Source organism: Nonomuraea sp. NPDC026600 (genome assembly GCF_040638335.1).
Lineage (GTDB): Bacteria > Actinomycetota > Actinomycetes > Streptosporangiales > Streptosporangiaceae > Nonomuraea.
Map to the genome: position 1 here is coordinate 159,239 of NZ_JBEZYD010000021.1, position 14,351 is coordinate 173,589.

A 14,351-nucleotide genomic window follows, 5' to 3' on the forward strand; every position below is an offset into this window, starting at 1 on the left:
CGCCATCGCAGGTTCTTCGATGCGGGAGACTGGTTGGATGATGAGCCTGTTGGGCCCTACAGAAATACGTATTTTGGCGGATAAGCTAAATCTTCGTCCGACAAAAAAGCTAGGCCAAAACTTCGTGATCGACGCGGGAACCGTGCGACGCATCGTCAGAGTCGCCGCACTCGCCCCAGAAGACGTGGTCATAGAGGTCGGGCCCGGCCTCGGCTCGCTCACCCTCGCGCTGCTCCCCGCGGCCCAGCACGTGGTGGCCGTCGAGATCGATCCCGTACTGGCGGCCCAACTCCCGGTAACCGTCGCCGACCGCGGCCTCGGCGACAGGCTCACGGTCGTGGAGGCCGACGCCATGCGCATCACCTCCGCCGACCTGCTGGGCCACACCCCCACCGCCCTGGTCGCGAACCTCCCCTACAACGTCGCGGTCCCGGTGGTCCTGCACCTTCTGCAGACGCTGCCGTCCCTGCGCAAGGGCCTGGTGATGGTCCAGTCGGAGGTGGCCGACCGTCTCGCGGCGGGGCCCGGCTCCAAGGTGTACGGGGTGCCGTCGGTGAAGGCCGCCTGGTACGCGGACGTACGACGGGCCGGGCCGGTGGGCCGGACGGTGTTCTGGCCCGCCCCGAACGTGGACTCCGGCCTCGTCTCCATGGTCCGGCGGGACCCGCCTGAGACGTCCGCGTCGCGGGAGGAGGTGTTCGCGGTGATCGACGCCGCGTTCGCGCAGCGGCGCAAGACGTTGCGGGCCGCGCTGGCCTCGTGGGCAGGAAGCCCCGCCCAGGCCGAGGTCGCGCTGCGGGCCGCTGGGGTGGACCCCTCGGAGAGGGGAGAACAGCTCGACGTGACGGCCTTCGCCCGGATCGCCGAAGTAAAGCCCTAGATCGAGTGGGTCTGGCGCGTTTGCTGTAGGCCGCTTTGCCCGGCGCGCCTGCCATCCACCGAGACCCGCGTTCTCCGGCGCCCCCTGGATATCCACAGGCCCTGCCCTCGCGCCCCGGCTATCCACAGGTCTTGCCCTCGCGCCTCGGCTATCCACAGAACGCCGCTCGGCTCCCCGCCGCCCTAACCAATCGCAAGATCCTGGGGCCTCCATTCCGCACGTCGCAGGAGGCCCGCTATGACCCCCCGCCCCGTCTTGACTCCCCGCCCTGTCCCGGACACCCGCCCTGTCCCGGACGCCAGCCCCGTCTTCGACGCCGCCGCCGTCCTGGCCACCCACTCTGCCCCGGCTCCTCGCTCTGCCCCGGCCACCCACTCCGCCCCCGTGGCCCCTCGCTCTGCTCTTACCTGGCTCGCGATCGGTGGCGGTACCCTCGCGGCCCTCCTCGCATTCCCCAGCCCGGTGGCCGCCGCGACCGCCACCTCACTCAAACCGCCTACCACCCCGTGTTTCCGCCTGATCGCCTTCCCCGCCAAACCACCCGCAGCCAACGACAGCGAGACGAACCACGCTCAGGACACCCCCATCCCACCAGAGGCGTTCTTCGCCCTACCTCCTGATGGCGTAGCACACGACAACCAGCCCATCTATGTCCTCATCCCCCTGCCCCCAGAGTCCTGCCCCGCCCCCAACCCCCCAGCCAAGACCCCCCGAGACACTCCCTCCGAGCCGAGCCCCACCAAGCCCCTGACCAAGGGCGACATCGCAACGGAAGCCGCCATCGACCAGTTGGGCACCCCGTTCTCATGGGGCGGCGGCGCACCATCGGGCCCCACCACAGGCGTAGGCAGAGGAGCCCACACCAAGGGCTTCGACTGCAGCGGCCTCACCCTCTACGCCTGGTCCAAAGCCGGCATAAGGCTCGGCCACTACACGGGCAGCCAGTTCCGCCAGGGCCGCAGAGTCACGCTCGGCGACCTACGCAAGGGCGACCTGCTCTTCTTCGGCGGTGGCACCGGTGACCCCACCCACGTCGGCCTCAACCTGGGCGGAGGCATGATGATCCACGCCCCCAAAACCGGCGACGTAGTCAGAAGAACCCCGTTCCTGACCTCCACCTACTATCGCCCCCTCTACCGAGGCGCCGTACGCCCAGGCTGACGAACAGCCCGTAGCAGGCTCCGCACACTCGGACCGCATCCGCCCCCCACTTCCCTGGGTGCGGTCCGGCTACTCAAATACGGGCGCAGACTCTGACCAGCCCGTCGACCAGAGGCGCAAGCAGCTCCTGATCCTCCTGCCTGCCCGGCTCATACTCCACGATCCCCAGCCCAGCCACCTCGAACCGCTCCGCCAGCGCCCCGACCAACTCAAGCAACTGATCAGGACGCAGCCCACCCGGCGCCGGCGTCCCGACGCTCGCGAACACCTCCGGATCCAGCACATCAAGATCGATATGAATATAAACGGCCTTCTCCTCGATCCCGCCCCCCTGCCTACGGCCCGACTCCTCGACCCCAAACCCCGACCCACGATCAAACTCTTCAGCCCCATGCCCCCAGCCCAGGACCGGACCCTTCAGTCCCACCAGTGGGTCGGACGGTCCGTCCGTCCGTCCGTCCGTCCGTCCGTCCGTCGGTCGGTCGGTCGGTCGGTCGGTCCGTCCGTCGGTCCGGTCGGCCGTTTGGTCCGTCCAAGCGCCTTAATCCCTGCGTATGTCACTGACCTCCAGGAGCACGGGGGTTGGCTTGGTCCCATACAGGGCTTCACCACTTCTGCCGAGAAACGCGTGACCAGGAAGCGAGCCACTATAAGCTCATGAGTCCTCGACCCCGCCAAGCGACGAAAGTGACACAAGATCGATGAGTTCGGTTACCGTACGGGTGCCCGCGAAGGTCAACGTGCAGCTATCCGTCGGACCGCTCCGCGAAGACGGCTATCACGACCTGGTCAACGTGTTTCACGCGGTATCGATCTTCGACGAAGTGGTCGCCAAGGAGTCCGAGTCGATCACCGTCACGGTGGGGGGAAACTGGGCGGACCGGGTCCCGCTCGATGACGAGAACCTCGCGATTCAGGCAGCAAGAGCCCTGGCCAAGCACGCGGGCCGCACTTATGGTGTGGCGCTGATCATCCACAAGGCCATTCCCGTGGCCGGTGGCATGGCTGGGGGGAGCGCCGACGCGGCGGGGGCTCTGGTGGCGTGCAACGAGCTGTGGGGGCTTGGCCTGCCGCTCGAAGATCTCATGGAGATCGCCGGCGATCTGGGTAGTGACGTGCCCTTCTCGATGCTCGGGGGCACGGCGGTGGGGATCGGCCGGGGCGAACAGCTCAGCGAGTTGCCGACCGGTGGTCAGTTCCACTGGGTGTTCGCGGTGGCGGAGGGTGGGCTGTCCACTGCCGCTGTCTACGCCGAATGCGATCGGCTCAGAGCCGCGACCAGTGCCGAGATCCCCTGGCCGCAGTTGAGCGACCCCCTGCTGGAGGCGCTCGGCGCCGGAGACGCCCGCAAGCTGGGCGCGTACCTGACGAACGACCTCCAGCCCGCCGCCCTGACGCTCCGCCCTCAACTGGCCCGCACCCTCGAAGCCGGTCGTCAGTACGGCGCACTCGGCGCGATCGTCTCCGGTTCCGGTCCGACCTGCGCCTTCCTCGCGACCGATGCCGCCCACGCCGACCGACTGGCCACCGCCCTCACCACCACCAACGTCACCCGCACCGCCATCCCTGCCCACGGCCCTGTCCCGGGCGCGGTAGTGGTCTAACGCCATCAGCGCATTACGCCCGCTCCAGGGTGCGATGGGACTGTTCGGGTAAGGATGGCAGCGCGGCCAGACTGGGGAGCGGGCAGCGCGGAGCCGCATGAATGGCCCTTCCGTCCTACAGACCGCTCGTCCGCCCTACCAACGGCCCGACCTCCCGACGGCCCGCCCTACTGACCTCCCGACGGCCCGACCTCCCGACGGCCCGCCCTACCGCCCGACCGCCCGACAGCCCGACAGCCCGCCCGCCCAACCGACCGCCTGGCCGCTCGCTTGTTCGCCTGATCGCCTGGCCTGCGGCTGGGTTTGGGGGTGGTGGTGGCTTGGCGTCGTCACCACAGCGTCGCGCGGGCCGATACCCTGGTAAGGCCATGAATCTGGTAAATCTCGAGTCTGTTTCCCATGCCTACGGGCCCAAGCCGCTGCTCAGCGACGTCTCCCTCGGCGTCGAGGTCGGAGAGCGCATAGGTGTCGTCGGACGTAACGGCGGCGGTAAGACCACACTTCTGTCGGTGATCGCGGCGGATGTCCGGCCGGACAACGGCCGGGTTACCCATACCCGGGGGCTGCGGGTGGGCATGCTGGCGCAGCATGATGCGCTCGATCCGGCTATGCCCATCCGGGAGATCGTGCTGGGTGAGAAGGCCGAGCACGAGTGGGCGGGAGATCAGGGCGTCCGCGAGATCCTCGGCAATCTCATCGGTGATCTCGACCTTGAGGCCAAGGCCGGGGATCTGTCCGGTGGTGAGCGGCGGCGTACCGCGCTGGCCCAGTTGCTCATCGAAGAGCACGACCTGATCATGCTCGACGAGCCCACGAACCATCTCGACATCGAGGCCATCGCCTGGCTCGCCGGTCATCTGGCCGGACGTAAGAGCGCGCTGGTGGTCGTGACGCACGACCGGTGGTTCCTCGACGCGGTCTCCACCAGGACCTGGGAGGTCGTGGACGGGCGAGTCGAGCGGTATGAGGGCGGTTACGCCGCGTACGTGCTCGCGAAGGCGGAGCGGGCGCGCATCGCCCAGGCCGCCGAAGACCGCCGCCAAAACCTCATGCGCAAGGAGATCGCCTGGCTGCGGCGCGGCCCGCCCGCGCGTACGTCGAAGCCGAAGTTCCGGGTGGATGCCGCCCAGGCGCTGATCGCCGACGAGCCGCCGGCTCGCGAAAATGTGGAACTCCTGCGGTTCGCGGCGGTCCGGCTCGGCAAGACCGTGTACAACCTCGAAGACGTCACCCTGCACGCCGGTGGTCCCGGCAACGGCCCGCTGGTGCTCGACGACTGCACCTGGCAGTTCGGGCCGGGCGACCGCGTCGGGCTGATCGGCGTCAACGGTTCCGGCAAGTCGTCCGTGCTCCGGTTGCTCGCCGACACGGTCCAGCCCGACTCGGGCCGGATGAACAGGGGCAAGACGGTACGGCTGGCGCACCTGTCGCAGGAGCTGGCCGAACTCGACCCCACCCGCCGGGTGCTGGAGACGGTCGAGGAGATCCGCAAGTACATCCAGGTCGGCAAGAAGGAGTGGTCCGCCTCCCAGTTGCTCGAACGCCTGGGCTTCAAGGGCGAGGCGCAGTGGAAGGTCGTCGGCGACCTGTCGGGTGGCGAGCGGCGGCGGCTGCAACTACTCAGGCTGCTCATGGACGACCCCAACGTGCTGCTGCTCGACGAGCCGACCAACGATCTCGACATCGAGACGCTGAACGAGCTCGAAGACCTTCTCGACGGCTGGCCCGGCACGCTCATCCTGGTGAGCCACGACCGCTACTTCCTGGAGCGTGTCACAGACAAGTGCGTGGCCCTCCTGGGCAACGGCAAGCTCTCGTTCCTTCCGGGCGGCGTGGACGAATACCTGGCCCGCCGAGCCCAGGGCACCGCCCTGACGGCGCGAACCACCTCACTCCAACCCACTCCCGCACAGATCCAGCCCGCAGCCACCCAAGAGGGCATGTCGGCCAAGGAAGAACGAGAGCTCCGCAAGGAACTGAACCGCCTCGAACGCCAACTCGACCGACTGGGCGACCAGGAAGCCAAGCTCCACGCCGCAATGGCGGACGCGGCCAGCGACTACGCCAAACTAGGTTCCCTGGACGCCCAGCTCAGAGACATCCTCGACCAAAAGGACACAGTCGAAGCCGAGTGGCTCGAACTCGCCGACCGCCTGAGCGACTGAGCGGCTGGGGTTCCTGACTCGGAAGAGCCGCTCAGCTCAGCGAGGTCGGAGGAGAGTCGCTGAGCTCAGCATGGCTCGGAGAAGAGCGGCTGAGCACAGCGAGACGTGCCCTGCGGAACGAGTTAGGAGTCGAAGGGGGCAAGGAGGGTGCGGAGCAGGGCGGACAGGGTGAGTTGGTCGTTGGGGGCCAAGGCGACGAGCAGGTCGTGCTCGCGTCGCAGCAGATCGGCGAACGCGGCATCCACCCGCGCCAACCCGCTCTCAGTAAGCGACACCAGCACCCCCCGCCGATCCTCCGGGTCCGGCCGCCGCCGTACCAGGGACGCCTGGGCGAGGCGGTCGATGCGGTTCGTCATCGTGCCCGATGTGACCAGCGTGGCCCGGATCAGGGCCCCCGGGCTCAGCTCGTACGGCTTGCCCGCCCGCCGCAGCGCCGTCAGCACGTCGAACTCCCACGGCTCGAGATCGTGCTCGGCGAACGCGGCCCGCCTGGCCCGGTCGAGATGCTTGGCCAGCCGCGAAACCCGCGACAGCACCTGAAGCGGCTCGACATCGAGGTCCGGGCGCTCCGTCCGCCAGGCCGCCACCAGCCGGTCGACCTCGTCCTGCGGCTCCTCGTTCACGACACCGCCTTGACATGAGATCGCCAGATCGGGGGGAGCGCGTCCTGCGTCATGCGTCAGATTGTACTGTCTTGACATCGAGATACATATCTCGATATCAATAATCTCTATGTCGAGAGATATCTGGGATCCCACAACATACGCCAGGTACGCCGACGAGCGATCACGCCCGTTCTTCGAGCTGACCGCCAGAATCGGCGCCGACAGTCCCGATTATGTCGTGGACGCCGGCTGTGGCACCGGCGAACTCACCGTCGAACTCGCCCGCCGCTGGCCCCAGGCTACCGTGGACGGCTTCGACGCCTCCCCAGCCATGATCACCAAGGCCCGCCAGTACCAGCAGATCAGGTCCACGGTCGCCGACGTCACCACGTGGCGCCCCGACCGGCCGGTGGACGTGCTGGTCTCCAACGCCGTCCTGCAATGGGTGCCCTCGCACCGCGACGTGCTGGAGCACTGGATCGAGTCGCTGAGCCCGGGTGGCTGGCTGGCCTTCCAGGTGCCGGGCAACTTCGACGCCCCCAGCCACGTGGCGATCCGCGAGCTCTGCGCCACGCCCGCGTGGTCCGATCGGCTCGGCGACTTCGACCGGGGCCGCCCGGTCGACAACGCCGTCGACTATGTCGACTTCCTGAGCGGCTGCCGGGTCGACGCCTGGGAGACGACGTACGTCCACCTGCTCGAGGGCGACAACGCGGTGCTGAACTGGATCTCCGGCACCGCCCTGCGCCCGATCTTCGACCGGCTGGACGCCGACGAGCAGAAGAGGTTCACGGCCGAGCTGGCGCAGCGGCTCGACGAGGTCTATCCGGCCAGGCCGTACGGCACGCCGTTTCCGTTCCGGCGCATCTTCGTGGTGGCGCAGAAATGATCAAGGGCCTGCACCATGTCCAGCTCGCCGCGCCCGCGGGGAGCGAGCCGCTGCTGAGGGAGTTCTACGGCGGAGTCCTCGGGCTCCAGGAGGTCCCCAAGCCGCCTGATTTGGCCAAACGTGGTGGCGTCTGGTTTCGTGGCGAGGGCGTGGAGGTGCATCTCGGCATCGAGGACGACTTCCGGCCCGCAAGGAAGGCGCACCCGGCGTTCCTGGTGGACGACCTCAACGCGTTCAGTACAGAACCACCCGACGACCTGCTCCCGGGCTACCGCCGGATCTACCTCATGGACCCGGTCGGGAACAGAATCGAGCTACTTCAGAAGTGTGAAGTTCATCCAGTGGTGGCATGATTGTCCAAATCGGTCAGGGCTGTGAGGTGCTATGGGCATCGAAATCGAGGACAAGTTCGACGTTCCTCCCGACTACGCGATACCCGACCTGAGCAAGCTTGGGGAGATCTCGGGCCCGAAGAGCTATCAGCTCGTGGCGCTCTACTACGACACGCCCGATCTGCGGCTGGCGACCCGGGGCGTCACCCTGCGCCGAAGACGCGGTGGTAACGACGCGGGCTGGCATCTGAAGCTGCCCAAGGCCAAGGGCGTCCGCCAGGAGATCACCCGCCCGCTCACCCGGAGCACCAAGATCGTGCCCCCCGAGCTGGCCGAACTCGTCCGTGCCTACACCCGCGGCGCCGAGCTCCAGGTGGTGGCCGAGCTCGACACCCGCCGGACCGTCACGCTGCTGCACGACGGCCCGACCGGACTGGTCGAGATCGCCGACGACCGCGTCAAGGGTACGGTCTTCGCCAACAAGCCGAACAAGCCGAACCAGCTGAACAGGCCAAAAGCGCCAGACGCGGCAGACGCGGCAGACGCGGCAGACGCGGCAGACGCGGCAGCTAAGCCGGACACGGCCGGTGAACCGGACGCGGCAGACAGGCCGGCCGCGGAAGGCGAGCAGGACGCGCCGGACGAGTCCAGGGTCGCGCGGTGGCGCGAGGTGGAGGCGGAGCTCCTCGGAGGCGACCAAGCCCTGCTGGCCAAGGTCGGCAAGCGGCTCATGAAAGCCGGCGCCACCCCCTCAGCGGCGGCCAGCAAACTCGCCAGACTCCTCGAACCCCCACCCCCCGCCCAGGCCCTGACAAAAGACGGCACAGCAGGCCAGATCGTTATTAACTACCTGGCAGGCCAGGTAACAGCCCTCCTCTCACAAGATCCCCGAGTACGGAGAGCGGAAGAAGACGCCGTCCACCAGATGCGCGTCGCCGCCCGCAGGCTACGCAGCGCGCTCAAGGCGTTCGACACCATCGTCACCGGCACGAAGCCGGTCCAGGACGAGCTGCGCTGGCTGGGCACCACGCTCGGCGAGGCCCGTGACCTGGAGGTGATCAGGGCCAGGTTCGCCCGCGAGCTGGCGGTGCTGGCCCCCGAACTGGTCACCGGCCCCATCCTGACCAGGCTCGGTGAGGACTTGCTCGCGCGCGAGCACGAGGCGTACGAGCGCATCAAGGAGGCCCTCAGCGGCGAGCGCTACTACGCGCTGCTCGAGGCCCTCGACACGTTGGCGGCCACGCCGAGGCTGACCAAGGCCGCGGCGAAACCGGCAGAGGACAAGCTCAGTGACGTGGCCGCCGGTAGCTGGGACCGGGTGACCAAGGCCTACGACACCGCTCAGGCGATCTCCGACCTCGAGCGCCGCGAGATCGCCATGCATGACGTACGCAAGGCGGCCAAACGCGCCCGCTACACCGCCGAAGCCCTCCAGCCCACGCTCGGCAGGAGCATGGCCAAGCTGGCCAAGCACGCCGCGGCCGTGCAGGAGGTGCTCGGAACGCATCAGGACGGTGTGGTGGCGCAGGAGACGCTGGCCAAGGAGGCGGAGACCGCGCGGCAGGCAGGCGAGGACACCTTCACCTACGGCCTGCTCATCGGCCTCGAACGCGGCACGGCGGAGCGAGCACACGCGGACTTCCCCAGAGTCTGGGCCGAAACAGTGCAAGCCATCGGGAAACTACTATGAGTGACTTACCAGTCATACCCTTCGAACGACAGGACGCGCTCGAGGTTCCCGCAGCCTATCGGGAGCTGCGGGCCGAGAAGGGCATCACCCGGGTGCGGACCCGGGTGGGGGGTGAGGTCTGGCTCGTCAGCGGCTACGAGGACGCCCGCAAGCTGTTCGCCGACTCCCGGCTCGGGCGCTCGCACCCCGAGCCGGAGAAGGCCGCCCGCGTCTCCGGCTCCGCGCTGCTCGGCGGCCCCCAGGGCGAGAGCGCGACCGAGAAGGCCGACAACGAGCGGATGCGCAAGCTGTTCATGCCCTCGTTCTCCGCCCGCCGGATGAAGGCGCTCAGCGACCACGTGGGTGCCCTGGTCGACGAGCGGCTGGAGCACCTGGCCGGCCTCACGCCGCCCGCCGACCTGCACGCCGAGCTCTCCTTCCCGCTCCCCGTGCTGGTCATCTGCCAGTTGCTCGGCGTCCCCTTCGAGGACCGGGTCTACTTCAGCGGTGTCTCCGCCCGGATGGGCGACGTCGCGGACGAGGCCAAGGGCATGGCGGCGCGCGAGGAGCTGAGCGCGTACATGGCCGGGCTCATCGAGCGCAAGCGGCACGATCCCGGCGAGGACGTCCTGTCGGATCTGGCCGATGTGCTGGACGACGACGGCAGGATCGCCCAGCTGGCCGGCGGGCTGCTGTTCGCCGGGCACGAGACCACGGTGAACCGCATCGACTACGGCGTGCTGTTCCTGGAGGCCAACCCCGACCAGCTCGCGCTGCTCAAGGCCGACCCCGGGCGGGCGCCCGGCGCCGTCGAGGAGATCCTCCGCATGGCCTCGCCCAGCCTGCACGGCCTGCCCCGCTACGCCCACGACGACATCGAGATCGGCGGCGTCACGATCCGCAGGGGCGAAGCCGTGCTGATCATGCCCGGCGCGGCCAACAGGGACGAGCGGATCTACCCCGACCCCGACGCCTTCGACGTGGGCCGGACGTCCAGTGACGCGCACCTGAGCTTCGGGTACGGCCCGCGCTACTGCATCGGCGCCAGCCTGGCCAGGGTCGAGCTGGAGGCGGTGTTCAGCCGGCTCTATCGGCGCTTCCCCGACCTGCGGGTGGCCGTGCCGTTCGACGAGCTGCGGCGCAACGAGGGGCGGATCACCGAAGGGGTCGCCGAACTGCCCGTCACCTGGTGACCCGTCACGCCGGGTAACGCTCCACGCTGACGACCCGCTCGCCCAGCCGGTGCAGGACGGCGAACGCCCCCTTGCGCAGGTTCACGTCCTTGCCGCTGAGCGACTGGATGAGGTCGGGCAGCACCTTGCCGTGGCTGCACACGGCCGCCGCCGTCTTGAGATCCCCGACCAGCGCGGTCGTCTTGTCCGGGTCCTGGTCCTCCTCGCTGAGCAGTGGCTCGGTCCTGATGTCCGCGCTGTACGGCTGGAGCGTCTGAACGCACCTGAGGCTGGGCGAGCTCACCAGGACCTCGGGACGGTAGGCGGGCAGCACCCGGGCGATGGTCTCGGCCTGTGCCCTGCCGTCCGTGTCGAGGGGGCGCAGCGCGTCATCGCCCTCCCACGCCTGCCTGGAGCCCGCGGAGCCATGACGTACCAGGACGAGGGGGACGGTCTCGAGCGGCGCCGCCTCCAGCGAGTGGAGCAGGCCCGCGTCCCACTCCCAGGTCAGGAGCTCGCGGGCGCGGTCGAGCGGCAGCCAGCGCAGTTCGTCCACCTCGTCGCCGGGGGTGAACGCCTCGCTCTCGGGTGTGGCCTGGGCCGCCCAGTAGTCGACCCGCTTGAGCTGGTCCGTGATCAGGTAGTGGACGGGCGGCAGGGCACGACCGAGCACCGTGACCAGGCCCGTCTCCTCGTGTACCTCGCGCAGCGCGGCGGTGATCACGTGCTCGCCGTGTTTCAGCTTGCCCTTGGGAAAGGTCCAGTCGTCGTAGGCGGGGCGGTGGATGACGGCCACCTCGGGGCGGCGCTCGTCACCACGCCACACCACGGCTCCGGCGGCACGGAGCGGGTCAGTCATCAATGGTCCTCCAACGGCGGGTGCCGATGAGATGGCTCTGCAGGTCCTCGCCCGGATGTCGCACCCAGGTTCCGTCGGAGTTCAGCTGCCACGCGCTTGTCGTGCCGGCGGTGGCGAAGTCCATCAGCTCGATGAGGTACGCCCTGTGCTGCTGGCTGGTCACCTTGACCAGGGACTCGACCCGGCGTTCGAGGTTGCGGCGCATCAGGTCGGCGCTGCCGATCCACACCTCGGGCCGCCGGCCCAGGCCGAACTCGTAGATCCGGGAGTGCTCCAGGAAGCGCCCGAGTATGGACCGTACGCGGATGTTCTCCGACAGATCTGGAATGCCTGGGCGAAGAGTGCAGATGCCCCGCACCCACAGGTCCACCTGCACGCCGGCCCGGGACGCCCGGTAGAGGGCGTCGATGAGCGGCTCGTCCACCAGCGAGTTCGTCTTGATCCGGATGCGCGCGGGACGGCCCGCCTCCTGGTGGGCGATCTCGCGCTCGATCCTGGCCATCAGGCCGCCGCGCAGCGAGTGCGGGGCGACGAGCAGCCTGCGGTAGGCCGAGTGGTTGGAGTAGCCGGTCAGGTGGATGAACAGGTCCGTGACGTCCTCGCCGACCAGCGGGTCCGCGGTGAGCAGGCCGATGTCCTCGTACTGCCTGGCCGTCTTGGGGTTGTAGTTGCCCGTTCCGATGTGGCAGTAGCGACGCAGCTCGCCGGACGGCTCCTGCCGTACGACCAGCGCCAGTTTGCAGTGCGTCTTCAGCCCGACCACGCCGTAGACCACGTGGCAGCCGGCCTTCTCCAGCTTGCGCGCCCACTCGATGTTGGCGTGCTCGTCGAAGCGGGCCTTGATCTCCACCACCACGACGACCTGCTTGCCCGACTCGGCCGCGTCGATCAGCGCGTCGACGATGGGGGACTCGCCGCTGGTCCGGTAGAGGGTCTGCTTGATCGCCAGGACGTTCGGGTCCTCGGCCGCCGCCTCGATGAAGCGCTGCACGCTGGTGGCGAACGAGTCGTAGGGGTGATGCAGGAGCACGTCCCGCTCGCGCAGCGCCGCGAAGATGTCGTCATCCGCCAGCACCGCCTCCCTGGGGACGAACGGCCGGTAGCTCAGCTCGGCCCGGTCCAGATCGGCGAGGGCGTGCAGCCCGGTCAGGTCCAGCGGGCCGGCCAGCCGGTAGATCTCGTGCGGCGCGACTTCGAGCTCCTCGACCAGCAGATCGAGCACCTCGGGCGTGATGGTGTCCTCGACCTCCAGCCGTACGGCCGGGCCGAAGCGGCGGTTCTTCAGCTCCCGCTCCAGCGCCTGCATGAGGTTCTCGGTGATGTCCTCGTCCACGTCGAGGTCCTCGTTGCGGGTCACTCTGAAGGCGTGGTGCTGGACGATCTCCATGCCCTTGAAGAGCTGCCCCAGGTGTGCCGCGATGACATCCTCTAGCGGTACGAACCGATCCTTGGAGGCAGTGACGAACCTGGGCAGCTGCGAAGGAACCTTGACCCGCGCGAACACGGTGTGATCGTTCGCCGGATTCCTCACCAGGACCGCCAGATTCAGGCTGAGTCCCGAAATATACGGAAATGGGTGTGCAGGGTCGACGGCCAGCGGCGTCAGCACCGGCCGGATCCGCTCCCTGAACAGTTTGCGCAGCTCCGTACGCTCCTCGCGGCCCAGGTCGTCCCACCTGACGATCTCGATGCCCTCGGTGGCCAGCTGCGGGCAGACCTGCTGGTGGAAGACCGCCGCGTGCCGCTTGGCCAGCTCGTCGGAGATCGCCGCGATCCGGGCCAGCTCCTCGCGCGGTTTCAGCCCGCTCTTCGTCCTGAGCAGCAGGCCGGTGGCCATCCGCCGCTTCAGCCCGGCCACCCGTACCCGGAAGAACTCATCCAGGTTGCTGGCGAAGATGGCCAGGAAGCGCACGCGTTCGAGTAGGGGCAGAGAGGAGTCCTCAGCCAGCTCCAGCACCCGCTCGTTGAACTGCAGCCAGCTCTCCTCGCGGTTGAGGAACCTCTCTTGTGGCAGGGGGAGATCGCTCTCAGGACGAAGTGGTTCCGCGGACATATGAGAAATATGCCCCATTTGGTTGAACAGAACGTGAACGACCCGGCAACGGCTTATTCCGCCTGGTCAATTTGCTCCAACCTGGCCGCGCGTTCGGCCAGGCGAGCCTCCCGCTGGCGCAGCTTCTCCTCGCGCTCGCGGGCCTTCTCGGCGTCCTTCAGCAGCTTCTCGCGCTCCTTGAGCTCGCGGACCCTGGTCTTCTCGGCCTCCCTGAGCTCACGCAGGCGGACCTTCTCGGCCTCCTTGAGCTCCTTGTCGCGGGCCTTCTCCAGCTCGCGCAGCTCCTTCTCGCTGGCGCGCGGCACGACGACGGTCGGGTGGGCGCGCCCGCTCTCGGTGATGGCCGGCTGCGGGTTCAGCCCGGTCAGGCCGTTCCAGGCCAGGTTCACCACATGGGCGGCGACCTCCTCGCGGCCCGGCTTGCGCACGTCGAGCCACCACTGGCCGGTCAGCGCCACCATGCCGACGAGCATCTGCGCGTACATCGGCGCCAGCTTGGGGTCGTAGTTACGCGAGACGAACTCGTCGGCCAGGACGTCCTCGACCTGGCTGGCGATCTCGCTGATCAGGCTCGCGAACGTGCCCGTGCCCGAGGCGGCGTGCGAGTCGCGCACCAGGATGCGGAAGCCCTCGCTGCTCTCCTCTATGTAGTGGAGCAGGGCCAGGGCCGCCCGCTCCAGCTTGATCAGCGAGTGGGAGGCGGACAGCGCCTCGGTGATCATGCTGAGCAGCTTCTGCATCTCCCGGTCGACCACGACCGCGTAGACGCCTTCCTTGCCGCCGAAGTGTTCGTACACCACCGGCTTCGAGACCTGGGCCGTTGCCGCTATCTCCTCGATGGAGGTCCCGTCGAACCCCTTCTCGGCGAAGAGCGTACGGCTGATCTGGATCAGCTGCTCTCTTCGTTCCCTGCCAGTCATGCGCCTGCGCGATCGGGGTTCGGTCACGGTTTCCATAATGGC

The 14,351-nt window shown here is 68.3% G+C and carries 13 protein-coding genes; 8 read left to right on the top strand and 5 right to left on the bottom strand.

Going from position 1 to position 14,351, the window contains the following annotated elements:
- Positions 1 to 19 precede the first annotated feature (19 nt).
- Together rsmA and AB0F17_RS38405 are read left to right on the top strand one after the other, a co-directional pair.
- On the top strand, positions 20 to 880 hold the full coding sequence (gene rsmA / locus AB0F17_RS38400; RefSeq protein ID WP_358033247.1) for a 16S rRNA (adenine(1518)-N(6)/adenine(1519)-N(6))-dimethyltransferase RsmA: 861 nt from the start codon (positions 20 to 22) through the stop codon (positions 878 to 880).
- Between the two features lie 237 nt (positions 881 to 1,117).
- Positions 1,118 to 2,041, top strand: coding sequence for an NlpC/P60 family protein (locus AB0F17_RS38405; protein ID WP_358033250.1), 924 nt, complete (start codon positions 1,118 to 1,120; stop codon positions 2,039 to 2,041).
- 73 nt (positions 2,042 to 2,114) lie between these two features.
- Here the strand turns inward: AB0F17_RS38405 and AB0F17_RS38410 are convergent, their stop codons facing one another.
- Positions 2,115 to 2,468 carry an arginase family protein gene (locus AB0F17_RS38410; protein WP_358033253.1) on the bottom strand — a complete coding sequence of 118 codons (354 nt, stop codon included), beginning with the start codon at positions 2,466 to 2,468 and terminating at the stop codon, positions 2,115 to 2,117.
- A gap of 274 nt (positions 2,469 to 2,742) precedes the next feature.
- Here AB0F17_RS38410 and AB0F17_RS38415 point away from each other — a divergent pair, with 274 nt between their 5' ends.
- Together AB0F17_RS38415 and AB0F17_RS38420 are read left to right on the top strand one after the other, a co-directional pair.
- Positions 2,743 to 3,645 carry a 4-(cytidine 5'-diphospho)-2-C-methyl-D-erythritol kinase gene (locus AB0F17_RS38415; protein WP_358033256.1) on the top strand — a complete coding sequence of 301 codons (903 nt, stop codon included), beginning with the start codon at positions 2,743 to 2,745 and terminating at the stop codon, positions 3,643 to 3,645.
- A 368-nt stretch (positions 3,646 to 4,013) separates the two neighbouring features.
- Positions 4,014 to 5,810, top strand: a complete 1,797-nt coding sequence (locus AB0F17_RS38420; RefSeq protein WP_358033258.1) for an ABC-F family ATP-binding cassette domain-containing protein — start codon at positions 4,014 to 4,016, stop codon at positions 5,808 to 5,810.
- A 122-nt stretch (positions 5,811 to 5,932) separates the two neighbouring features.
- Here AB0F17_RS38420 and AB0F17_RS38425 read toward each other — a convergent pair whose 3' ends face one another.
- Positions 5,933 to 6,433, bottom strand: a complete 501-nt coding sequence (locus AB0F17_RS38425; RefSeq protein WP_358033260.1) for a MarR family transcriptional regulator — start codon at positions 6,431 to 6,433, stop codon at positions 5,933 to 5,935.
- Positions 6,434 to 6,542: 109 nt separating this feature from the next.
- Here AB0F17_RS38425 and AB0F17_RS38430 point away from each other — a divergent pair, with 109 nt between their 5' ends.
- The 4 genes from AB0F17_RS38430 to AB0F17_RS38445 are packed head-to-tail and all read left to right on the top strand — an operon-like array spanning position 6,543 to position 10,498.
- Entirely contained in the window at positions 6,543 to 7,304 is a 762-nt protein-coding gene (locus AB0F17_RS38430; protein WP_358033263.1) for a trans-aconitate 2-methyltransferase, read from the top strand.
- Positions 7,301 to 7,657 carry a glyoxalase gene (locus tag AB0F17_RS38435; protein WP_358033266.1) on the top strand — a complete coding sequence of 119 codons (357 nt, stop codon included), beginning with the start codon at positions 7,301 to 7,303 and terminating at the stop codon, positions 7,655 to 7,657. Before AB0F17_RS38430 ends, AB0F17_RS38435 begins: the two co-directional genes overlap by 4 nt.
- Positions 7,658 to 7,688: 31 nt before the next feature.
- Positions 7,689 to 9,326 carry a CYTH and CHAD domain-containing protein gene (locus AB0F17_RS38440; protein WP_358033269.1) on the top strand — a complete coding sequence of 546 codons (1,638 nt, stop codon included), beginning with the start codon at positions 7,689 to 7,691 and terminating at the stop codon, positions 9,324 to 9,326.
- The gene (locus AB0F17_RS38445) at positions 9,323 to 10,498 is read left to right on the top strand and encodes a cytochrome P450 (RefSeq protein WP_358033272.1); all 1,176 of its coding nucleotides are present in this window, start codon (positions 9,323 to 9,325) and stop codon (positions 10,496 to 10,498) included. Before AB0F17_RS38440 ends, AB0F17_RS38445 begins: the two co-directional genes overlap by 4 nt.
- A 4-nt stretch (positions 10,499 to 10,502) precedes the next feature.
- Here AB0F17_RS38445 and AB0F17_RS38450 read toward each other — a convergent pair whose 3' ends face one another.
- The 3 genes from AB0F17_RS38450 to AB0F17_RS38460 are packed head-to-tail and all read right to left on the bottom strand — an operon-like array spanning position 10,503 to position 14,309.
- Positions 10,503 to 11,336 carry an NUDIX hydrolase gene (locus tag AB0F17_RS38450; protein ID WP_358033275.1) on the bottom strand — a complete coding sequence of 278 codons (834 nt, stop codon included), beginning with the start codon at positions 11,334 to 11,336 and terminating at the stop codon, positions 10,503 to 10,505.
- Positions 11,329 to 13,389 (bottom strand): RNA degradosome polyphosphate kinase, encoded by a 2,061-nt coding sequence (locus AB0F17_RS38455; protein WP_358033277.1) that lies wholly within the window; start codon positions 13,387 to 13,389, stop codon positions 11,329 to 11,331. The genes AB0F17_RS38450 and AB0F17_RS38455 overlap by 8 nt, the downstream gene beginning before the upstream one ends.
- A 53-nt stretch (positions 13,390 to 13,442) precedes the next feature.
- Entirely contained in the window at positions 13,443 to 14,309 is an 867-nt protein-coding gene (locus AB0F17_RS38460) for a TetR family transcriptional regulator (RefSeq protein WP_358033383.1), read from the bottom strand.
- Between the last annotated feature and the right edge of the window lie 42 nt (positions 14,310 to 14,351).